17 protein-coding genes and 1 pseudogene are annotated in these 21,781 nt (G+C 75.5%); 3 read left to right on the top strand and 15 right to left on the bottom strand.

Annotation, left to right across the window (positions count from 1 at the left end; translation table 11 throughout):
* Positions 1 to 588: 588 nt before the first annotated feature.
* From AB6N23_RS10230 to AB6N23_RS10190, 9 genes are all read right to left on the bottom strand, one after another.
* On the bottom strand, positions 589 to 2,262 hold the full coding sequence (locus AB6N23_RS10230) for a GspE/PulE family protein (RefSeq protein WP_412865971.1): 1,674 nt from the start codon (positions 2,260 to 2,262) through the stop codon (positions 589 to 591).
* A gap of 226 nt (positions 2,263 to 2,488) precedes the next feature.
* On the bottom strand, positions 2,489 to 3,358 hold the full coding sequence (locus AB6N23_RS10225) for a shikimate dehydrogenase (protein ID WP_412865970.1): 870 nt from the start codon (positions 3,356 to 3,358) through the stop codon (positions 2,489 to 2,491).
* Positions 3,355 to 4,584 (bottom strand): endolytic transglycosylase MltG, encoded by a 1,230-nt coding sequence (mltG, locus tag AB6N23_RS10220; RefSeq protein ID WP_412865969.1) that lies wholly within the window; start codon positions 4,582 to 4,584, stop codon positions 3,355 to 3,357. The genes AB6N23_RS10225 and mltG overlap by 4 nt, the downstream gene beginning before the upstream one ends.
* A gap of 7 nt (positions 4,585 to 4,591) precedes the next feature.
* Positions 4,592 to 5,167 (bottom strand): Holliday junction resolvase RuvX, encoded by a 576-nt coding sequence (gene ruvX / locus AB6N23_RS10215; RefSeq protein ID WP_412865968.1) that lies wholly within the window; start codon positions 5,165 to 5,167, stop codon positions 4,592 to 4,594.
* Between the two features lies 1 nt (position 5,168).
* A complete protein-coding gene (gene alaS / locus AB6N23_RS10210) occupies positions 5,169 to 7,862 on the bottom strand; it encodes an alanine--tRNA ligase (RefSeq protein WP_412865967.1) in 2,694 nt (897 codons plus the stop codon).
* Between the two features lie 113 nt (positions 7,863 to 7,975).
* On the bottom strand, positions 7,976 to 8,362 hold the full coding sequence (locus tag AB6N23_RS10205; RefSeq protein WP_412865966.1) for a hypothetical protein: 387 nt from the start codon (positions 8,360 to 8,362) through the stop codon (positions 7,976 to 7,978).
* Positions 8,359 to 8,718, bottom strand: coding sequence for a DUF948 domain-containing protein (locus tag AB6N23_RS10200; protein ID WP_378202328.1), 360 nt, complete (start codon positions 8,716 to 8,718; stop codon positions 8,359 to 8,361). Before AB6N23_RS10200 ends, AB6N23_RS10205 begins: the two co-directional genes overlap by 4 nt.
* 170 nt (positions 8,719 to 8,888) lie before the next feature.
* Complete coding sequence (gene rpsD, locus AB6N23_RS10195) at positions 8,889 to 9,515, bottom strand: 30S ribosomal protein S4 (RefSeq protein WP_378202331.1); 627 nt, start codon at positions 9,513 to 9,515, stop codon at positions 8,889 to 8,891.
* 272 nt (positions 9,516 to 9,787) lie between these two features.
* Complete coding sequence (locus AB6N23_RS10190) at positions 9,788 to 11,176, bottom strand: replication-associated recombination protein A (RefSeq protein ID WP_412865965.1); 1,389 nt, start codon at positions 11,174 to 11,176, stop codon at positions 9,788 to 9,790.
* Between the two features lie 80 nt (positions 11,177 to 11,256).
* Between AB6N23_RS10190 and AB6N23_RS10185 the strand changes: the two genes are divergently transcribed.
* Complete coding sequence (locus tag AB6N23_RS10185) at positions 11,257 to 13,500, top strand: MMPL family transporter (protein WP_412865964.1); 2,244 nt, start codon at positions 11,257 to 11,259, stop codon at positions 13,498 to 13,500.
* Between the two features lie 76 nt (positions 13,501 to 13,576).
* Here the strand turns inward: AB6N23_RS10185 and AB6N23_RS10180 are convergent, their stop codons facing one another.
* The 6 genes from AB6N23_RS10180 to AB6N23_RS10155 all read right to left on the bottom strand — a co-directional run bounded on the left by AB6N23_RS10180 (position 13,577) and on the right by AB6N23_RS10155 (position 20,349).
* Positions 13,577 to 14,368 carry a GNAT family N-acetyltransferase gene (locus AB6N23_RS10180; RefSeq protein WP_412865963.1) on the bottom strand — a complete coding sequence of 264 codons (792 nt, stop codon included), beginning with the start codon at positions 14,366 to 14,368 and terminating at the stop codon, positions 13,577 to 13,579.
* Positions 14,365 to 16,161, bottom strand: coding sequence for an aspartate--tRNA ligase (gene aspS, locus AB6N23_RS10175; RefSeq protein WP_412865962.1), 1,797 nt, complete (start codon positions 16,159 to 16,161; stop codon positions 14,365 to 14,367). The genes AB6N23_RS10180 and aspS overlap by 4 nt, the downstream gene beginning before the upstream one ends.
* A gap of 123 nt (positions 16,162 to 16,284) precedes the next feature.
* Positions 16,285 to 17,367: an Rv2578c family radical SAM protein gene (locus tag AB6N23_RS10170; RefSeq protein WP_412865961.1), complete on the bottom strand. Its 1,083-nt coding sequence runs from the start codon at positions 17,365 to 17,367 to the stop codon at positions 16,285 to 16,287.
* A 31-nt stretch (positions 17,368 to 17,398) separates the two neighbouring features.
* Entirely contained in the window at positions 17,399 to 18,049 is a 651-nt protein-coding gene (locus tag AB6N23_RS10165) for a hypothetical protein (protein ID WP_412865960.1), read from the bottom strand.
* 89 nt (positions 18,050 to 18,138) lie between these two features.
* Positions 18,139 to 19,524: a histidine--tRNA ligase gene (gene hisS, locus AB6N23_RS10160; RefSeq protein WP_412865959.1), complete on the bottom strand. Its 1,386-nt coding sequence runs from the start codon at positions 19,522 to 19,524 to the stop codon at positions 18,139 to 18,141.
* Positions 19,525 to 19,626: 102 nt separating this feature from the next.
* Positions 19,627 to 20,349 carry an MBL fold metallo-hydrolase gene (locus AB6N23_RS10155; RefSeq protein ID WP_412865958.1) on the bottom strand — a complete coding sequence of 241 codons (723 nt, stop codon included), beginning with the start codon at positions 20,347 to 20,349 and terminating at the stop codon, positions 19,627 to 19,629.
* A 183-nt stretch (positions 20,350 to 20,532) separates the two neighbouring features.
* Here AB6N23_RS10155 and AB6N23_RS10150 point away from each other — a divergent pair, with 183 nt between their 5' ends.
* On the top strand, positions 20,533 to 21,312 hold the full coding sequence (locus AB6N23_RS10150) for a peptidylprolyl isomerase (protein ID WP_412865957.1): 780 nt from the start codon (positions 20,533 to 20,535) through the stop codon (positions 21,310 to 21,312).
* Positions 21,309 to 21,781: pseudogene (locus AB6N23_RS10145) on the top strand (hypothetical protein); the annotation flags it as partial. The gene AB6N23_RS10150 and the pseudogene AB6N23_RS10145, both read left to right, overlap by 4 nt.

Raw genomic sequence — 21,781 nt, 5'->3', positions numbered from 1 at the left:
CCCCCCCCCCCCCCCCCCCCCCCCCCCCCCCCCCCCCCCCCCCCCCCCCCCCCCCCCCCCCCCCCCCCCCCCCCCCCTTTTCAAGCAGAAGACGGCATACGCGATCGGCGTAAGAGTCTCGTGGGCTCGGAGATGTGTATAAGAGTCCGGCCCGGTCCCCCGGGCGCGAACGTCGCGGGCGGGCCGCCCGGCGTGAACGTCGCCCCACCGGGCGCGGCGGGCGGGAACGCGGCGGACGCGTGCGCGGGCGGCGGGACCGACCCGGGCGGCGGCACCGACGCGGGCGGCGGGTAGGCGCCCCGGCTCTGGGACGGGACCGGCTGGTACGTCGCGGTGTGCGCCGGCGGCGCCTCCCCCGCGACCGGACCGGCCGGCCGGTACGGCGGCAGCGGCCGGGTCGGGTCCCCCGAGGCCGGCCTGTAGGTCTCACTCACGTCGTCTGCCTCCAGGCTCTCCAGCACGGTCGTGCGCCGCCCCACGGCGGCGCACGGGCACGCGTTGGTCATCGGTCCTGGACGGCCCCGACTTGAGCCACGACGTGGACCGGCGCGGGCGTCGCCCCTCCCGGGGACGCCCGCGCCGGTGGCCTCACGCGACGACGCGGAGGATCTCCTCGATCGACGTGTCGCCGGACGCGACCTTGTACCAGCCGTCCTCGCGCAGCGTCCGCATGCCCTGCTTCACCGCGGTGGTGCCGATGTCGGCGGACGACGAGTGCGCCACGGCGTGCCGCTCGATCTCCTCGGTGACCCGCATGACCTCGTGCAGCGCGAGACGGCCCTTGTACCCGGTGCGCGAGCACGCGACGCACCCCGCCGGCCGGTACAGGTCGGGGATCGGCTCCCCCGGCACCCACGGGAACCGCGCGGCCTCGAGCTCGGCCGGCGACGGCGTGTACGGCTCCTTGCACTTCGGGCACAGCCGCCGCGCGAGGCGCTGGGCGACGACGCAGTCGAGCGCGGACCCCACGAGGAAGGGCTCGATGCCCATCTCGGTGAGGCGCGTGACGGCCGATGGCGCGTCGTTGGTGTGCAGGGTCGAGAGCACGAGGTGGCCGGTGAGGGCCGCCTCGACGGCGATCTGCGCGGTCTCGTGGTCACGGATCTCGCCGAGCAGCACGACGTCGGGGTCGGACCGCAGGATCGAGCGCAGCGCCGCGGCGAACGTGAGGCCCGCCTTCGGGTTCACCTGCACCTGGTTGATGCCCGGCAGCCGGTACTCGACCGGGTCCTCGACGGTGATGACGTTGATGTCGGGCTTCGACACCGCGTTCAAGGTCGCGTACAGGGTCGTGGACTTGCCGGAGCCGGTCGGGCCGGTCACCAGGATCATCCCGTAGGGCTTGGTGTACGACTCGCGGTACGTCGCGTAGTTGTGCTCGAGGAACGACAGGTCCCGCAGGTCGAGGCTCGCGGTCGAGTTGTCGAGGATGCGCATGACGATCTTCTCGCCCCACACCGTCGGCAGCGTCGCCACGCGCAGGTCGATCTTGCGCCCGTTGTGCGTCACCGACATGCGGCCGTCCTGCGGCTTGCGCTTTTCGGCGATGTCGATGTCGCTCATGATCTTCACGCGGCTGATGACGCCGCCGATGATGTTCTTGGGCGACCGCTGCGTCTCGTGCAGCACGCCGTCGATGCGGTACCGGACGCGCAGGTCGTGCTCGGTCGGCTCGATGTGGATGTCGGACGCGCGGTCCGTGATCGCCTGCGTGACCAGCAGGTTCACGTAGCGGACGATCGGCGCGTCGTCCTCGATGGAGTCGCCGATCCGCGAGAAGTCGACCTCGGGCTCGGGCTCCTCCTCGATGAACGCCGAGGAGAGGTCCTCCATCTCGCCGTCGGCGCGGCAGAACCGGTCGATCGCGCGCAGCACGTTGTCGTACGTCGCGACGACGGGCACGACCGGCACGCGCGCGACGGTCCGGACGTCGTCGACGGCCACGACGTTCGCGGGGTCGGCCGTCGCGAGCACGAGCGCGCCGTTGCGGATGGCGATCGGCAGCACCGAGTACCGCCGGCACACCGAGGCGGGCACCATCGTCACGGCCGTGCGGTCGACGGGGTACTCGTCGAGGTCGACGAACTCCATGCCGACCTGCGCGGCGAGCGCCCGCACCAGCTGCGCCTCGCTGATCATGCCGAGCTCGACGAGGGTGCGTCCGAGCGAGGCTCCGATCGAGGTCTGCTCGTCGAGCGCCGCGAGCAGCTGCGCCTCCGTCACGAGCCCCTCGTCGAGCAGGATCTCCCCGAGCTGCTTCACGCGCGTCCCCTCCGCCTCCGGGGTGCGCCGGTGCTGCACCCCGAAGGGTCATCGGCACCGTGGACGGGCGTCCTTGAGGGCGCCGGCGCGTCCGATCGGGGACCACTCGTCCGGCGGCGGGGGTTCATCACCCGTTCGTGACCGCCGCGGCCCCGCACGTGACCGCGCCCGGGCGGTGGCGGGGAGGCCGCGGCGGCCGCGGCCGGGTCGGCGACGGCCGGGCGGGTCAGCCCGCGACGGGCGCGAGCGCCGCCTGCAGCGCGGCGTCCATCGCACCGACGGGTGCCGTGCGGCCCGTCATGAGGCGCACCTGCTCGACCGCCTGGTGCAGCAGCATCCGCTCGCCGCCGACGGTGCAACCCCCGGCGCGTTCCCACGCCTGCGCGAGGGCGGTCGGGCGCGGGTCGTAGACGACGTCGAGGAGCACGCCGCGCACGGGCCCCACCAGGGCGTCCGCGAGGGCGTCGGGTGCGTGCGCGGGCAGCGTGGAGACGACGACGTCGGCCGCCGCGAGCTCCGGCGCGGTCGCCTCGAGCGGGCGCAGCACCGGCTCGACGCCCATGCGGTGCGCCGCGCGCAGCAGCGCACCCGCCCGCCCGGCGGACCGCAGGTGCACCGTCGGCGTCGTGCACCCGAGCTGCGCCAGCGCGGCGAGCGTCGACGCGGCCGTGGCACCGGCGCCGAGCACGGCCGCGCGCCGGACGCCGCCCGCCACACCCGCCTCGCCCAGCGCCGCGACGATGCCGTGCACGTCGGTGTTCGCGCCGGTGAGGACGCGCCGCGCGCCCTCCCCCTGGGGCAGCACCGTGTTGACGGCGCCGACGACCTGTGCGAGCGGCTCGACGTGGTCCAGCAGCGGCAGCACCGCGTGCTTGAGCGGCATGGTCAGGCTCAGGCCCGCCCACGACGCGTCCAGGCCGTCGAGGAACGGGCCGAGCGTGACCTCCGTGACGTCGTGCACCTCGTAGCGCCAGTCGTCCATGCCGAGCGCCGCGTACGCAGCGCCGTGCAGCACGGGCGACAGGGAGTGCCCGACCGGGTGCCCGAGCACGGCGCAGCGCCGGCCGGCGGGCGCCGGGTGACCCTGCTGCGTCACCCTTCCTCGTTCTCCGCCTGCCACTGGCGCAGCTCGGCCACGTTCGCGTCGTGCTCCTCGCGCGTGGCGGCGAACCGGGTCTCCCCCGTGTCGAGGTTGACCGCGGTCCAGAAGATCCAGTCACCCGGCTCGGGGTTGAGGACGGCGTCGATCGACTTCTCCCCCGGCGACGCGATCGGCGTCGGCGGCAGGCCCACGTGCGTGTACGTGTTGTAGGGGTTGGACGCGTCGCGGAGCATCTCCGTCGTCAGCTGCGTCCCGGGCACGCCCTCCCCGTACGCGACGGCGGCGTCGATCTGCAGGATCATCGCCTTCTCGAGGCGGTTCTCGATCGCCCGGGCCATCCTCGGCCGGTCCGGGTCGTGCCGCGCCTCGCGCTCGACGAGCGACGCCTTGTTGAGCACCGTCTCCCACTGGTCCTGGGCGACGCCCTTGGCCGTCAGCACCTCGACCGTCTTCGCGACCATCTGCCGCAGGACGCCGGCGGCGTCCGTGCCGGGCTCGATCTGGTACGTCGACGGGTACAGCCACCCCTCGACGTTGCCGCCCGCCTCGGCCGGCAGGCCGATCGCGGCGGGGTCCGCCGCGGCGGCCTGCAGCTGGTCGACGGGGATGAGGGTGACCTCGCGGACCCGGTCGTAGATCTGGGCGGCGCTGTACCCCTCGGGGATCGTGACCTTCATGGACATGCGGTTCTTCGGGTCGAGCAGCGCGATGACCGCGTCGGACGCCTTCATCTCGAGCAGCAGCTGGTAGGTGCCCGGCTGGATCGACGCGGCGTCCGGGTTCGCGGCGTAGGCGTCGAGGAAGGCGTCGGTGGTGGCGACGATGCCCGCGTCGGTGAGGGTCGTCGCCATGTCCGCGCCGGTGGCGCCCGCGTTGATGACGACCGGTGCCGCGCCGGGCCGGCCCGGACCGGTGTAGTCCTCGACCTGCGCGCCCTGGCCGGAGTCCCCGCCGCCGAACAGGTTCGCGCCGCCGAGGAGCGAGAACACCACGTAGCCGGCGCCCACCACCATGACCAGCGCGACCACCAGGACGGCGATCGACCGGCGGCGACGCTGCTTGCGCAGCCGTTCCTCGCGCTTGCGTCCCGAGGACCGCGAACGGCGTCGGGGCTCGGCCGGTGCGGGCGCACCCGTCCCTCCGACGCGCTCACCGCCGAACAGCTCGGCTGCGCTCTCGTCGGACTTCACCGGGGCCCACCACTCCGTCTGGTTGCTCACCTGCGCGTCACTCCGTCGTCGTCGTGCCGTCGCCCGCAGACCCCTCCACGGCGCGGCGCGAGCTGCGTCGGTCGACGTCGACCCGTTCTCCGGACCTCCGCCCCGTCGCCCTCTCGGCGTCGAGCGCGTGCTGCAGGATGACCACCGCGGCCGCCTGGTCGACGACCTGCCGGTGGCGGCGTCCGGATCGGCCGGACGCCTGGAGCGCCTGGTGAGCGGTCACCGTGCTCATCCGCTCGTCCACGAGCCGCACCCTGACGGGTGCGACCTGGCGCGCCAGTGCGACAGCGTACGCGCGCGCGAGGTCCGCGGACGACCCCTCGGCCCCGGAGAGGTGCCGCGGCAGCCCCACGTACACCACCGCGACGTCCCGTTCGCGCACGTGCGCGGCGACCGCGACCACGTCCGCGGAGCCCGGCTTCACCTTGCCCGCGGCGCGCGGCAGCGTCTCCACGGGGGTCGCGAGCATGCCGTCGGGGTCGCTCGCGGCGAGGCCGACGCGGACCGTGCCGACGTCGACGGCGAGCCGGGCGCCGCGGGTCACGGCGTCCGGGTCCGGCGTCGGCAGGTCCGCTGCGGGCACGTCAGCCACGCACCGCCGCGACGACCGCGTCGAGCGCGGCCGGCAGCCGGCTCGCGTCCGCACCGCCGCCCTGCGCGACGTCGTCCTTGCCGCCGCCACCGCCGCCGAGCACGCCCGACGCCGTGCGGACGAGCGCACCGGCCTTGAGGCCGCCCTCGCGCGCCGCGCCGTTGGTCGCGATCACGACGACCGGGCGGCCCTTGCTCGTGCCGCCGACCGCGACGACCGACGGCGACGCCTCGCCGAGGCGTCCACGGACGTCGAGCGCGAGCGTGCGCAGGTCGTCGGCCGACGCGACGTCACCGGCGTCGTGCGTGACGACGAGCGTCGTCCCGATCTGCTGCGGCGCCGCCGCGAGCGAGCCCGCCGTGGCGAGCAGCTGGCCCTGGCGCAGCTGCGCGAGCGCCTTCTCGGACTCCTTGAGTCGCGACATCAGCGAGGACACGCGGTCGGACAGCTCGTCGGGACGCGCCCCGAGCAGCCCGGAGAGCTGGCTGACGAGCGCCCGCTCCTTCGCCTGGTACCCGTACGCCTGGTCGCCCACGAGCGCGTCCACGCGGCGCACGCCGGAGCCGATGGACGACTCCCCCAGCAGCGTCACGAGCCCGAGCTCGCCGGACCGGCGCACGTGCGTGCCGGCGCACAGCTCACGCGACCAGTCGCCGCCGATGGAGACGACGCGGACCTCGTTGCCGTACTTCTCGCCGAACAGGGCCATCGCGCCGAGCGCGCGGGCCTCGTCGATGGCCATCGTGCGGTCGGTGACCTCGAGGTCGTCCTGGAGCCGCTCGTTGACACGGCCCTCGATCTGCGCGAGCGACGACGACGGCACACCGGCACCCGACCGGAAGTCGAAGCGCAGCCGACTGGGCGCGTTCTCCGAGCCCGCCTGCGTCGCGGTGTCACCGAGCTCCTCGCGCAGCGCCTTGTGCACCATGTGCGTCGCCGTGTGGGCGCGGGCGATCGCGCGGCGCCGGGCCGTGTCGATCGTCGCCGTGCCCGCGTCGCCGAGGGTGAGGGTGCCGTCGACCAGGCGGCCGTGGTGCACGGAGAGGCCCTTGATGGGCGCCTGCACGTCGTCGACCTCGACGAGGGCGCCGCCCTCGAGCGCGATCGTGCCCGTGTCGGCCAGCTGACCGCCGGACTCCGCGTAGAACGGCGTGACGTCGAGGACGACCTGGACGTCGGCCGGCGCGGTGGCCGTCGGCGCGGGGACGCCGTCGACGAGCAGGCCGACGACGTTCGTGTGGGCCGTCGTGTCGGTGTAGCCGACGAACCGCACGGGTGCGCCCGTCTCCCCCGACAGCGCCGCGTGCAGCTGCTGGTACGCCGACGTGTCGGCGTGCCCCGTCTTCTTCGCCAGCGCGTCCGCCCGCGCCCGCTCGCGCTGCGCCTGCATGAGGGACCGGAACGCGGTCTCGTCGACCGTGACGCCGTGCTCCGACGCCATCTCGAGCGTGAGGTCGATCGGGAAGCCGTACGTGTCGTGCAGCGCGAACGCCTGCTCGCCGGAGAGGACCGCCGAGCCGGTGCCCGCCGCCGTCCGGGCGCGACCGACCGCACCCTCGAAGATCGTCGTGCCGGCGGACAGGGTGCGCAGGAACGCCTCCTCCTCGCCGTACACGACCTGCGCGATGCGGTCGAAGTCGGTGGCCACCTGCGGGTACGACAGCGCCATCGCGTCGCGGCTCACGGGCAGCAGGTGCTGCAGCGTGGCCTCCTCGACGCCGAGCAGGCGCATCGAGCGCACCGTGCGGCGCAGCAGGCGGCGCAGCACGTAGCCGCGGCCCTCGTTGGACGGCGTGACGCCGTCCGCCACGAGCATGAGGCTCGAGCGCACGTGGTCGCCGACGACGCGCAGCCGCACGTCGTCCTCCGCGACCGCGCCGTAACGCCGGCCCGTGAGGTCCTGCGCCCGGGAGATGACGGGGAAGACCTCGTCCGTCTCGTACAGGTTGTTCTTGCCCTGGAGCAGGTACGCGATGCGCTCGAGGCCCGCACCGGTGTCGATCGCCTTGCGCTCGAGCTCGCCCAGCAGCGGGTAGTCCTTGCCGCGGCCCTCGCCGCGGACGAACTGGTCGAAGACGAGGTTCCAGATCTCCAGGTAGCGGTCGCCGCCCGGGTCGACGGTGCCGCCCTCGGCCTCCGGCCCGAACTCCGGGCCGCGGTCGTAGTGCCACTCCGCGCAGGGACCGGCGGGGCCCGGCTGGCCCGTGTCCCAGAAGATCTCCTCGCGCGTGAGCCGCACGATGTGCCTCGGGTCCACGCCGACGCGCACGAGCGCGTCCGCCGACTCCGCGTCCTCGTTCCAGATCGTCACCCAGAGCCGGTCGCCGTCGAGGCCGTAGCCACCCTGGTCCTGCGGCGTCGTCAGCAGCTCCCAGGCGAGCTCGATGGCACCCTGCTTGAAGTAGTCGCCGAACGAGAAGTTGCCCATCATCTGGAAGAACGTGCCGTGCCGCGTGGTGCGGCCGACGTTCTCGATGTCGTTCGTGCGGATGCACTTCTGCACGCTCGCGACGCGCGGCCACGGCGCGTCCTGCGTGCCGAGGATGTACGGGATGAACGGCACCATGCCGGCGATCGTGAAGAGGATCGACGGGTCCGGGGAGATGAGCGGCACGGACGGCGCGATGGCGTGGTCCTTGCTCGCGAAGTAGTCGAGCCAGCGCTGGCGGATCTCGGCGGTGCGCATGTCGTCCTCGTCGTGTCGTCCGGCGCCGTGCGGCGGCGGGTGGTTCGCGGTGGTGCGGGGCCCGGGGTGCCGGGTCGCCGCGGGGTCGCTGGGGCCTCGGCGGCCCGGTCCGGTCAGAAGAAGGGCGCCCGGCCGTCGTCGTCGGGGTCCTGCGTCGGGGCGTCGTCCCAGCCGCGCGCCCGCAGGTCGCCGGCGAGGTCGCCGCCCCGGGGCGCGCCGCCGAACGCGGCGCGCAGCTCGTCCTTGCGGCGCGGGGCGGAGGCGCGGAGCTCGTCCACGTCGATGTCGCCGACGAGGGCCTCGAGCAGCTCGGCCTCGCGCGCGGCGACGCCGGTGCGGAAGTCGTCACGGGCGGCGTGCAGCGCGCGCGTCAGGCGCGTCGCGCCCTCGACGGCGTCCACCGTGCCGGCGGGTGCGTACGTCTCCACGACCCGGCGGCCGTTGCGGACCACCACGACCGTCACCGCCACGCCGACGCCGACCCAGAAGAGGCGCTTCACCGCGGCCCCCGGCGCAGCCCGGCCAGCGCGCGGCGCACCCCGTAGGAGAAGGCGGCGACCTTGACCAGCGGCGCGCCGACCGTCGCCGTCACGAGCGAGGTGAGGGCGGAGACGTTCTCGCTCACCTGCGCGGCGGCGGTCGTCACGGTGTCGACCTTGTCGATCTGCGTCGAGGAGGAGGCCACGAGCTGGGCCGTCTCGTCGAGGACCGGCAGGCTGTGGTCCGTCAGCCGGCGCACCGAGGCCTGCGCCTCGTCCAGCACCCGGCCCAGCTTCACGAGCGGCACGGCGAGCACGCCCACCAGCAGCACGAACGCGATGGCGGCGATCAGCCCGGCGACGTCCCCGACGGACATGCCCGTTCCCCTCTCGGTACGTGGAGGCGCGACGGCCGACGGCCGCGCGACCCGGCCACCCTACCCGCGCGGCGCGGGGCGGCCACGTGCACGAACGCCCCGCGGCGCGGCGCGCGGCGGGGCGTTCGTGCAGGACCGGGGCGGTGCCGCCCCGGTCGGAGCGCTGCAGGTCAGCGGGCGTAGTACTCGACGACCAGCTGGACCTCGCACGTGACCGGGATCTCGGCGCGCTTGGGGCGGCGCACGAGGACGGCCGACAGCTTCTCGAGCTGCACGTCGAGGTAGCCCGGGAGCGTCGGGAGGACGTCGCGGTGCGCGCCGGCGGCGGCGACCTGGAACGGCACGGTGGCCTGCGACTTCGGCTTGATCTGGAGCGTCTGGCCCTCCTTCACGCGGAAGGACGGACGGTCGACGATCTTGCCGTCGACGAGCACGTGGCGGTGCACGACGACCTGGCGGGCCTGGAGGATCGTCCGGGCGAAGCCGGCACGCAGCACGAGCGCGTCGAGGCGCGTCTCGAGGTCCTCGACGAGCGCCTCACCGGTCAGGCCCGGGGCCTTGCGGGCGTTCTCGTACGCCTTGGCGAGCTGCTTCTCGCGCAGCGCGTACTGGGCGCGCAGACGCTGCTTCTCGCGCAGACGGACGGCGTAGTCCGACTCGGTGCGGCGACGGGCACGGCCGTGCTCACCGGGCGGGTAGGGGCGCTTCTCGAAGTGCTTGACGGCCTTCGGCGTCAGGGCCAGGCCGAGAGCGCGGCTCAGGCGGACCTGGCGGCGCGAGCGGGTCACACTGCTCACAGATGTACTTCCTGTCGTGTTCTCGTTGACGATCACACCCGCGCACCGGAGCTGGGCTCCGGACGGAAAGGCATCCGGCGGGCGTGGGGCCGACCACGGTGCGGCGCGCGTCCCTCCGTCGGTCCGAGCTGCTGCTCGGGCCTGCGGCGGGGTGGCGGTGCGTCGCGGGCTGAGGCCCCAGGCGGTCGTCCACCTCGGCGGACGACCGCACCACTGTACCGGACGCGCGGCACGCTCCCGGCACGGGCCCCGACGGGCCGCCCCGGAGGACGTCAGCGCGTGCCGTCGCCCTGCTCGAGGATCTGCCGGATCCGCCCGAGCCGCTCCTGCACCGACCGCTCGAACCCGCGGTCGCTCGGCTCGTAGTAGCGCGTGCCCACCAGCTCGTCGGGCAGGTACTGCTGCGGCGCGACGGCGTGCGGCTCGTCGTGCGCGTACCGGTAGCCCTTCCCGTGCCCGAGAGCCTTCGCGCCGGCGTAGTGCGCGTCGCGCAGGTGGGTCGGCACGGAGCCGAGCCGCCCCGCGCGCACGTCCTCGAGCGCCCGGTTGATGCCGACGTACGCGGCGTTCGACTTGGGCGCCGTCGCGAGGTGCACGACCGCCTCGGCGAGGATGATCCGCGCCTCCGGCATGCCGATGAGCGCGACGGCCTGCGCCGCCGCGACCGCGGTCTGCAGCGCGCTCGGGTCGGCCATGCCGACGTCCTCGGCGGCCGAGATGACGATCCGCCGGGCGATGAAGCGCGGGTCCTCCCCCGCCGCGATCATGCGCGCCAGGTAGTGCAGCGACGCGTCGACGTCCGACCCGCGCACCGACTTGATGAACGCGCTGATGACGTCGTAGTGCTGGTCGCCGTCCCGGTCGTAGCGGACGGCGGCGACGTCGATCGCGCGCTCGACCGTGGCGAGGTCCACCTCCGCCGGCGTCTCGGACGACGCCGCCGGCGCGTCCGCGAGCGCCGCGCCCGCCGCTGCCTCGAGGATCGTCAGCGCCTTGCGCGCGTCGCCGCCGGCGAGCCGCAGCAGGTGCTCCGAGGCGTCGTCGGAGAGCGTCACCGTGCCGCCCAGGCCGCGCTCGTCCACGACGGCGCGCTCCACGAGGGCGCGCACGTCCTCGGTCGTGAGCGGCTGCAGGGTCAGCAGCAGGGACCGCGACAGCAGCGGCGAGTTCACCGAGAACGACGGGTTCTCCGTCGTCGCCGCCACGAGCGTCACCCACCGGTTCTCGACGCTCGGCAGGAGGGCGTCCTGCTGCGCCTTGGTGAAGCGGTGCACCTCGTCGATGAACAGCACCGTCTCGCCGCCGTCCGTGGCCAGCCGGCGGCGGGCGTCGTCGACGACCCCGCGGACGTCCTTGACGCCGGCCGTCACCGCCGAGAGCTCGACGAACCGCCGCCCGGACGTCGCCGCGACGAGGTAGGCCAGCGTGGTCTTGCCCGTGCCCGGCGGGCCCCAGAGGACGACCGAGGACGGCGCGGCACGGCGGGCGGCGTCGTCCGCCGGCTCCACGAGCCGGCGGAGCGGCGAGCCGGGCACGAGCAGGTGGGCCTGGCCCGCGACCTCGGCGAGCGACCGCGGCCGCATGCGCACCGCGAGCGGCGCACCCGCCGCGGGCGCGGGCACGCCCTGCGCCGTGGAGGTCGCCGCGTCGAACAGGTCCATGCGAGGAGCCTACGGTCGCCCTCCGACGCCGCCGTCCGCGGTGTCGTGCGACGTGCGCGCCCGTCCGGCGACCTGCGACGATGTCGCGCGTGTTCGCTCGCCTGGGTCGCCTCGTCGCCCACCACCCGCGCCTGACCGTCGTCGTCTGGATGGTGCTCACGGTGGCCGGCTACGCCCTGGCCGTGCTCGGCGTGCACGGCGAGAGCCTCTTCGACCGCGTCGCGACCGGTGCGCCCGGGGTGAGCGGCGCCGAGAGCACGCAGGGTCAGCAGGTCCTCAACGACGAGCGGGCGACGGGGCCCGGCGTCACGCTCGTCGTCGACGGCGTGGACCCGGCGGCGCCCGAGCTGGGCGCGGCGCTGGACGACGCCCGCGCCGACCTCGCGGCGGTCGAGGGCGTCGCGACCGTCATCGACCCGCTCGCGCTCCCGGGCGGCGCCGCGAACCCCGCCGCCGCCCCGCTGCTCGCCGAGGACGGCCGCGGCTTCCTCGTGGTGGTCGATCTCGAGGCGGACCTGGACGACGCCGCCGAGACGGCTGCGCTCGACGCCGTGGAGCAGCGCCTGCGCGCGGTGCCCGCCGACCTGCGCGCCGTCGCGCCGGACGCGACCGGGCTCGTCGGCGCGGAGCACCTCATCGTCGACGAGATCACCGACCAGGTGGAGCAGGACCTGCGCACCGGCGAGCTCGTCGCGCTGCCCATCGCGCTGGTCGTCATGGTGCTGGTGTTCGGCGGGTTCCTGGCGGCGGCCATGCCCATGTCGGGCGCGCTCGCGTCGATCGCCGGCGGCCTCGGGTCCGTCCTCGCCCTCACGTACGTCATGGACGTCGAGGCGTCGGTCGTCAACGTCGTCACCGTGCTCGGGCTGGGCCTGTCGATCGACTACGGCCTGCTCGTCGTGTCGCGCTTCCGGGAGGAGCTGCACCGCCTCGTGGACGGTGACGGCGGTGCCGCGAGCCGGCGCCGGCGCGGGGACGGTCCGGTCGTGCAGGCGGTCGAGACGACGATGGCGACGGCCGGCCGCACGGTGGCCTTCTCCGCGGTGACGGTCGCGATCGCCATCAGCGGCCTGCTCGCGTTCCGGCCCGACATCCTGCGCGCCATCGCGGCCGCCGGCGTGCTCGTCGTCCTCGTCGCGGTGGCCACGGCGCTGACGCTCGTCCCCGCGCTCCTGACGATGTCGGGGCGGCGCCTGGCCGGCGCGGGCGTGCTGGCCCGCGTGCCCGGCGTGCGCCGGCTGCTGGCCCGCGCGTCCGACGTCGACCGCGAGGAGGGCGCGTTCTCCACGCTCGCCGGCCGGGTCCAGCGGCACCCGTGGTGGGTGATGCTCGGCTCGTTCGCCCTGCTGGCGGTGCTCGCGCTGCCGGTGCTGCGGATGGACCTGCGCATCAGCGGCATCGAGCTGCTGCCGGCGGGCACCGCCCAGCGCGCGTACGTCGCGGCGCTCGAGGAGGACTACGCCGGCGCCTCGGCACCGGCCGTGACGGTCGTCGCGGCGACCTCCCTCGAGGAGGCGACGGCGTGGGCGCAGGACGTCGCCGCGCTCGACGGCGTCGCGTCCGTCGACCCGCCGACCGCCGCCGGCTCGTACGTCGTGGTCGGCGTGCGCCCGGACGGCACCGACCCCGGCGGCGACGTCGCCGTCGACGTCGTGCGCGCGGTCCGTGACCTCGACACGCCGTTCGAGCGGTGGGTCGTCGGCCAGGCGGCGAGCCAGATCGACTTCACCGACGCCCTCGTCGAACGCGCGCCGCTCGCGCTCACCGTCGTGGCGGTCGCGACGCTCCTCCTGCTCTTCCTCATGACCGGCTCCGTCGTCATCCCGGTCAAGGCGCTGCTCACCAACACGCTGTCGATCCTCGCGTCGCTCGGCGTGCTCGTGTGGGCGTTCCAGGACGGGCACCTCGAGGGGCTGCTCGGGTTCGAGTCGACCGGCGGCATCGAGACCTACGTGCTCGCGCTCGTCGCGGCGTTCGCGTTCGGGCTGGCCATGGACTACGAGGTGTTCCTGCTCGCGCGCGTCAAGGAGCTGCACGACGGCGGGCTGCCGACCGACCAGGCGGTCCGGCTGGGGCTGCAGCGGTCGGGCCGGATCATCACGTCCGCCGCGGCGATCATCATCGTGGTGTTCGCCGGGTTCGTGGCCGGCGACCTCATCGTCATCAAGCAGGTCGGCTTCGCGCTGGCGGTGGCCGTGCTCATCGACGCCACCGTCGTCCGGCTGCTGCTCGTGCCCGCCACGATGACCGTGCTGGACCGCGCCAACTGGTGGGCCCCGGCGCCGCTGCGCCGCCTGCACGAGCGGTTCGCGATCCTGCACTGAGCCGTGCCCGTGCGGCCGGGCGGGCCCCGCGGGAGCGGCCCGCCCCCGCGGGACCGGCCCGCCGCCGTGCCGGCCGTCAGCGCCGGAAGCCGCCGGTGCAGCCCGGGCGCGCGTACGACGCGTTCTCCTCGTCGACCCTCATGCCCAGACGCAGGTAGAGGCGGCGCGCGACGTGGTTGTCGGCGTACAGGCCGAGCGAGACCCACGCCAGGCCGGACCCGAGGCCGGCGCGCAGCGCCGTGGCCGTGAGCGCGGCACCGAGCCCCCGCCCCCGCGCGGAGGGCACGACACCGAGGCCGTGCAGGTGCCAGGAGCCTCGCCCGTCGAGCGCACCGAGCCGCTGCGCCGCCCCGATGACGCCGACCAGGCGCCCGCCGTCGCGCACGCCCCACCAGCCGGCGTCGTCCGCGGTGCCGGGACGTGCGTGCGTGCCGGGGTTCGCCTCGGCGAGGCACGCAGCCACCTCGTCCGCGGTGGGGTCGCCGAGGCGCTCCACCGCCTCCTCGCCCGGCACGGGCGGCGGTGCGACGTCCGTCGACATCCGGTCCCACGTCGAGAACGGTGCGACGCCGAGCGCCGCGAGGGTGCCCCCGTCGACGACCGCCGTGCGCGGCACCGTCAGCCACGCGAGCGCCCGCTCGTCGGCGCGCAGCTCGTCCGCGAGGTCGGCGAGCAGACGGCCGACCGTCGCGCCGTCGCCCGCGCACATCGCGACGAGACCGGCGTCCGCGCTGCGCACCAGCACCACGTCGGGCCCGTCGCCGAGCACGCGGGCGTCGCGCCAGCGGTCACGGTCCGCGAGCAGCCACCGGCGGCCGCGGAACGCGTCGGGCAGACGCGCGACGAGCGCGTCGGCCGCCGTGGTCACACCGCGGGTGCGGCCGGCCCCGCCGCGTCGCCCGCCGCGACCTTCGGCTTCGCGTCGACACCCGTCTCGCGCCGCTGAGCGGGCGAGATCGGCGCCGGGGCGCCCGTCAGCGGGTCGTAGCCGCCGCCCGACTTCGGGAACGCGATGACCTCGCGGATCGACTCGGACCGCGTGAGCAGCGCCGTGATGCGGTCCCAGCCGAACGCGATGCCGCCGTGCGGCGGCGCGCCGAACTGGAACGCGTCGAGGAGGAAGCCGAACTTCTCCTGCGCCTCCTCGGGGCCGATGCCCATCATCGCGAACACGCGCTCCTGCACGTCGCGGCGGTGGATACGGATCGAGCCGCCGCCGATCTCGTTGCCGTTGCAGACGATGTCGTAGGCGTACGCGAGCGCCGCGCCCGGGTCCTCCTCGAAGCGGTCGACCCACTCCGGCGTCGGCGACGTGAACGCGTGGTGCACGGCGGTCCAGGCACCGGCGCCGACCGCGACGTCGTCGTCCTCGCCCGTGGGCTTGAACAGCGGCGCGTCGACGACCCACACGAACGACCACGCGTCCTCGTCGACGAGCCCGCCGCGCCGACCGATCTCGAGCCGGGCCGCGCCCAGCAGCGCGCGCGCGTCCGACGCCGAGCCGGCGGCGAAGAACACCGCGTCGCCGGGGTTCGCACCCACGGCCGCCGCGAGGCCCGCCCGCTCCTCGTCGGTGATGTTCTTGGCGACCGGGCCGCCGAGCTCGCCGTCCTCGCCGACCGTCACGTACGCGAGGCCCTTGGCCCCCCGCTGCTTGGCCCACTCCTGCCACGCGTCGAAGCCGCGGCGCGGCGTGGCGGCGCCGCCCGGCTGCACGACGGCGCCCACGTACGGTGCCTGGAACACGCGGAACGGCGTCTGCGCGAAGTACGACGTGAGGTCGGTCAGCTCGAGGCCGAACCGCAGGTCGGGCTTGTCGGTGCCGTACCGCTCCATCGCGTCGGCGTACGTCATGCGCGGGATCGGCGTCGGCACCGTGTAGCCGATGAGGTCCCACAGCGCGACGAGGATCTTCTCGCCCAGCGCGATGACGTCGTCCTGGTCGACGAAGCTCGCCTCGACGTCGAGCTGCGTGAACTCCGGCTGCCGGTCGGCGCGGAAGTCCTCGTCCCGGTAGCAGCGGGCGATCTGGTAGTACCGCTCGAGCCCGCCGACCATGAGCAGCTGCTTGAAGAGCTGCGGCGACTGCGGCAGCGCGTACCAGCTGCCGGGCGCCAAGCGCGCCGGGACGACGAAGTCGCGCGCGCCCTCGGGCGTCGAGCGCGTCAGGGTGGGCGTCTCCACCTCGACGAAGCCGTCCGCGTCGAGCACGCGGCGCGCGGCCGCGTTCGCCTTGGCCCGCAGGCGCAGCGCGTGCGCGGGCGCCGGGCGGCGCAGGTCGAGGTAGCGGTGCCGCAGGCGCGCCTCCTCGCCGACGGGCTCGTCGAGCGACGTCGAGACCGGGAAGGGCAGCGGCGCGGACTCGTTGAGCACGACGACCTCGTGCGCCACGACCTCGACCTCGCCGGTGGCGAGGTTGCTGTTCTCGTTGCCCTCGGGCCGCCGGCCGACCTCACCGGTCACCTGGAGCACGTACTCGGCGCGCAGGCCGTGCGCGACGGCCTCGTCGCGGATCACGACCTGGGCGATGCCGGACGCGTCCCGCAGGTCGACGAACGCCACCCCACCGTGATCGCGGCGGCGGTCCACCCACCCGGTGAGGGTGACGGTGGTGCCGATGTGCTCGGCTCGCAGCGAGCCGGCGGTGTGGGTGCGGAGCACAGCGTGGTCCTTCGTGGTCGAGGGGAACGGGAGCGCCCGAGGACGCCCGCCCGATCCTAGTGGGCCGCGCTCGGACGGGCCGCCGGGTCGGGGCCGTCGTCGGCGCCTGCCCTGGGACCTGCCCTAGAACAAGGTGGCGACGGTGGGCGCCGGCACGGTCGCCGCCGCGGGCGACGCCTCGGCCGGCCCGCCCGACGCCGCGGGCCACGACGTGGACCCGGCCCGCCACGCGCGGTGCCCGCGGGGGTCGGCGAAGCCGTGCCGGGACAGCAGCGGCCCGACACGCGCGTCGAGCCAGTGCCGGTACTCGTCCGACGTGTACGCCGACCGTCCGTACAGCCGCCGGTACCGCGCGAGCAGACCCGGCCGGTGCGTGCGCAGCCAGTCCTCCATGAGCGGCTTCACGGCGCCGCGCAGGTGCAGCGCCATCACGCTCACCCCCGTCGCCCCGGCCTCGGCCAGCGCGCCGAGCAGCGCGTCCAGGTGCTCCTCCGAGTCGGTCAGCCACGGCAGCACGGGCGCCACGAGCACCCCGCACGGCAGACCCGCGTCCCGGACCGCGCGCACGAGCCCGAGCCGCGCGCGCGGCGTGGGCGTCCCCGGCTCGAGCAGCTGCTGCAGCTCCTCGTCCACGGTCGCCAGCGAGATGCTGACCGCGACCGACCCGCCGGCCGCCGCGACGTCGGCGAGCAGCGGCAGGTCGCGGCGCAGCAGCGTGCCCTTGGTGAGCACCGACAACGGCGTGCCCGACGACGCGAGCGCCTCGAGGATCCCCGGCATGAGCCGGTACCGGCCCTCGGCCCGCTGGTAGGGGTCGGTGTTCGTGCCGAGGGCGACGTGCTCGCGCCGCCACGTCGCCCGCCCCAGCTCGGCGCGGAGCACCTCCACCACGTTCGTCTTGACGACGATCTGGCTCTCGAAGTCCCGGCCGGCGCCCAGGTCGAGGTACTCGTGCGTCGGCCGCGCGAAGCAGTAGGCGCACGCGTGCAGGCAGCCGCGCATCGGGTTGACCGTCCAGCGGAACGGCACGGACGACGCGTCCGGCACCCGGTTGAGCGCGCTGCGGCACAGCACCTCGTGGAACGTCACCCCGGCGAAGTCCGGCGTCCGCACGCTGCGGACGAGGCCCGGCAGGGTCCGCACGTCCATGCCCGGCAGCACCGCCTCCGCGGCCGCGGTCTCCACCTTCTGCCCGTCCCATCGCACATGTGCAGTCGAACACGTGTTCGAACGGCTGTCAACGGGTGGGTCGGGCGCCGATCACCACGTGCACGGCCGTGACGGTCGGGCGGGCGGGCACGGAGGAGAACCCGAACCGCACCGGGGGCGCCACGGGCCGCAGCGCGCCCAGCGAGCGGTCGCCCCAGCGGGCGTCGAGGCGGACGACCGCGTGCTGGTCGTGCGCCGCGTACCGCTCCGGCGAGCCGTCGCGCCCCGTGCCGCGCGTGCGGACGCCTGGCAGCACGACGCCCGCGACGGCGGCGACGACGCCGGCGGTCGCGTCGGCGGACGTCACGGCACGCGGCAGGCCGTGCAGCAGCCGCCCCACCGCCGTGCGGCCGCCGATCGCGAGCCGGGCGTCGAGCGGACCGGCGGCCACCGTCCACGTCCGCCCGGCACGGTCGGCCGCGACGCGCACGTCCACGACGTGCACGGCGTCGAACGTGTACAGCCGGGTGACGAGGGCGGCCACGTCCTCGCGGGGGGCCAGCAGCACGCGCGTGCCGTCCGGGCGCTCCACCATGACGTCGGCGAACGCCCCCAGCGGCGACCGCAGCCAGCGGCCGACGACGACGCGCGTGCCCTCCTCGCTCCCGGCCCCGGCGATGTGCCCGTCGAGGGTCACGCGCTCGGCGGCGGGCGGTGTCGCGTCGAGGACGTGCGTCATGCGCGCCACGCTAGGGCGGCGGCGCCGCCCGCGCCCCCGGGGGACGCGGGCCGGCCGTGCGCACCGGCGCCGCGGAGGACGCGCCCGCGTCAGCCCGCGTCGACGGGGACGACCCGCGGCCAGAGGTCCTCGGCCGGCGGCGTCCACGACGCGGCGTCGGCGGGCACCTGCTCCCCCGACCGGATGTCCTTGACCTGGTCCGCGACGGGCGCGCCGTCGGCGTCGCCGTCGCCGACGAACCAGACGTACGGGATCCCCCGCCGGTCCGCGTGCCGGATCTGCTTCCCGAACTTCGCCGCGCTGGGCGCGACCTCGACCGGCACGCCGCGCGCGCGCAGCGCCGTGGCCACCGCGTCGGACCGGCCGCGCCGCTCCTCCGACGTCACCGCCACGAGCACGGCCGTCGGGACGGACCGCGACGCCCGCACGAGACCGGCGCCGAGCAGCCGCGAGACCAGCCGGGAGACGCCGATCGACAGCCCGACGCCCGGGTACGTCGTCGCCCCGTCGGACGCGAGCGTGTCGTACCGGCCGCCCGAGCAGATGGAGCCGAGGTCCTCGTGCCCGACGAGGACGGTCTCGTACACCGAGCCCGTGTAGTAGTCGAGGCCGCGGGCGATGCGCAGGTCCGCGACCACGACGCCGGGCGCCCGCTCGGCCGCCGCCGCGACGAGGGCGCCGAGCTCGGCGAGCCCCTCCTCCAGCAGGTCGGTCGTGGCGCCGTGCTCGGCGGCCAGCGCGCGCACCCGGTCGACGACGCCCGCGTCGTCCCCGCGCACCTCGGCCAGCCGCAGGCACGCCTGCGCCTGCGCCGGCGTCGCACCCGCCTCGGCGACCAGCAGGTCCGCGACGGCGTCCGGCCCGACCTTGTCGAGCTTGTCGATCGACCGCAGCACCGCATCGACGTCCGTCAGACCCAGGCCGCGGTAGAACCCCTCGGCGACCTTGCGGTTGTTGACGAGGATCCGGACGGGCGGCACGCCGATCGGCCGCAGCGCCGCCAGCGCGTCGGCCATGACCAGCGGCAGCTCGACCTCGTAGTGGTACGGCAGCGCGCCGGCCCCCACCACGTCGATGTCCGCCTGCACGAACTCGCGGAAGCGCCCGTCCTGGGGACGCTCGCCCCGCCACACCTTCTGGACCTGGTAGCGGCGGAACGGGAACGCGAGGTGCCCCGCGTTCTCGAGCACGTACCGCGCGAACGGCACGGTCAGGTCGAAGTGCAGGCCGAGGCGGCGCCCCGGGTCCTGCTCCTCGGCGTCCGCGTCCTCCTGCAGCCGGCGCAGCACGTAGACCTCCTTGGAGGTCTCGCCCTTGCGCAGCAGCTGGTCGAGCGGCTCGACCGCCCGTGTCTCGATCCCCGCGAACCCGTGCAGCTCGAACGTGCGCCGCAGGGTGTCGAGCACGTGCTGCTCGACGAGCCGCCCCTCGGGCAGCCACTCGGGGAATCCGGACAGGGGTGTGGGTCGCGCCATGCGCCCGATGATCCCAGACGCGTGGGGGCGCGCCGGCACCGGCCCGGGCGGGCCCGGCCACCCGGGGGCCGGCGGTCCCGGCGGTCCCGGCGGTCCGGCGGGTCAGCGCGCGCGGGCGAGGTACGGGTTCGTCGCCAGCTCGGTGCGCACGTCGGTCGCGGGACCGTGGCCGGGCAGGACGACGGCGTCGGGCGGGAGCGTCGCGACGACGTCGCGCAGCGTCGCGGTCATCGTGGCGTCGTCACCACCGGGCAGGTCCGTGCGCCCGACGCTGCCCGCGAAGAGCACGTCGCCCGACAGCACGGTCGGCGCCGCGCCGTCGCCATCCAGCAGGTACAGCGTCGACCCCTCGGTGTGGCCCGGTGCGTGCCGGGCGACGAGCCGCACGTCGTCCCACGCGAGCAGCAGGTCGTCCGACCGGGCGTCGGACGTCGACCCGAACGGCTCGACCCGGGCGGGCGGCCGCCACGCACGGACGTCGACGCCGGCGGCCCCGAGCGCCTGGGCCAGCGGCCCGTGCGGGTCGTGCCGGGGGTCGAGCGCACCGAGGGTGCCGAACGGGTCGGCGAGCCGGTACGCGTCGGCGGCGTGGAGCACCACGGGCACGTCCCAGGCGGCGGCCAGCCCGGGAGCGTCCCACGTGTGGTCGGCGTGCCCGTGCGTCGCGAGGACCGCACGGGGCCGCAGGTCCCGTGCCTCGACGAGCGCGCGGACCCGTCCGCCGACGCCCGCGCCGGCGTCCACGACGACGCACGACCCGTCCGGGCCGACCACCACCGAGCACCGCGCGCCGAACACCGGTGCCACCACCGTCAGGATCTCCATGCCTCGCACGCTAGACCGGACGCCGGGCGCGCGGGCGGGCGCCCGCGCCGCCGACCCCGCGTGCGCGCGTGCCACGCCGGTGCACCCGGTGGCCGCGGCGCGCCGCGCCCTGCCTAGACTGTGCCGGGTCCGGCGCGGGTCCGGACGGCGGCGCGGCCTCGGCCGCCGGCACGACCACGAGGGGTGGCGGTGAACTCCAAGCGCGAGTACGAGCGGCGACGGTACGAGAAGTGGCAGGCCCGGCAGGAGGCCGCGCGCACGCGCCGGCAGCGCCAGCGCGTCATCGCCGCGTCCGTCGTGGGTGCCCTCGTCATCGGCACCGGCGTGGTCGCCGCCGTCGCGCTCAACCAGGACGACGGCGCCCCGCAGGCCGCCCCGACCGCGAGCGACGTCGCCGAGCCGACCCCTGCTCCCTCCCTCCCCGCGCGCACCGGCAACGGCGGCGTCGTGCCCGACCCGGCCGCCGCCGAGGGCCGCACGTGGACGGGCACGCTCACGACGTCGGTCGGCGTGGTCGAGGTCGAGCTCGACGGCGCCGCCGCACCGCAGGCCGTCGCCAACTTCGTCACCCTCGCGCGCGAGGGGTACTTCGACAGCACGCTCTGCCACCGCCTCGTCCCGTCCGGGATCTTCGTGCTCCAGTGCGGCGACCCCACCGCGACCGGCACGGGCGGCCCGGGGTACAGCTGGGGCCCGGTCGAGAACGCCCCGGCCGACGACGTCTACCCCGCCGGCACCCTCGCCATGGCGCGCGTCGGCAACGACGCCGAGTCGATGGGCAGCCAGTTCTTCCTCGTCTACGAGGACTCGACCATCCCGTCCGACACGGCGGGTGGCTACACCGTGTTCGGCCGCATCACGTCCGGGTTGGACGTCGTGCAGGCCATCGCTGACGCCGGGACGCAGCCGGGCACCGAGCGGCCCGTCCAGGACGTCATCATCGAGGGAGTGGAGATCCAGTGACCGAGCAGCAGACGACGCCGTCCGCGGACGACGCCGAGCAGTCTCCCGCCCTCACGGACCCCGAGGCCGCGCCCGCCGCGGCCGACGGCACGGACGAGCAGCCCGTCGCCGAGCCGACGCAGGGCGCCGCCGCACCCGCCGACGCCACGCAGGACGAGACCGCGCCGACGGACGCGACGCAGGACGAGGCCACCGCCACGGACGAGGCCGGCACGGCCGACGTCCCCGCCGAGCCGGCCGACGCCGGTACTCCCGCCGAGGCCGGTCCTCCCGCCGACGACGCGGCTGCCGCGGACGACGCCGCTCCCGCCGACGACGCCACCGCGTCGACCGACGAGGTCGCCGTGACCGCGGACGAGCCGGCTCCGGCCGAGCCCGCCGCCGCCGAGGCCGAGCAGCCGGTCGCGGCCGACGAGCCGCGCGACGCCGCACCTGACTCTAATACACATCTCCGAGCCCACGAGACTCT

This window comes from Cellulomonas pasadenensis (assembly GCF_047229365.1).
GTDB lineage: Bacteria > Actinomycetota > Actinomycetes > Actinomycetales > Cellulomonadaceae > Cellulomonas.
This window is presented reverse-complemented; position numbering and strand designations above follow the sequence as displayed.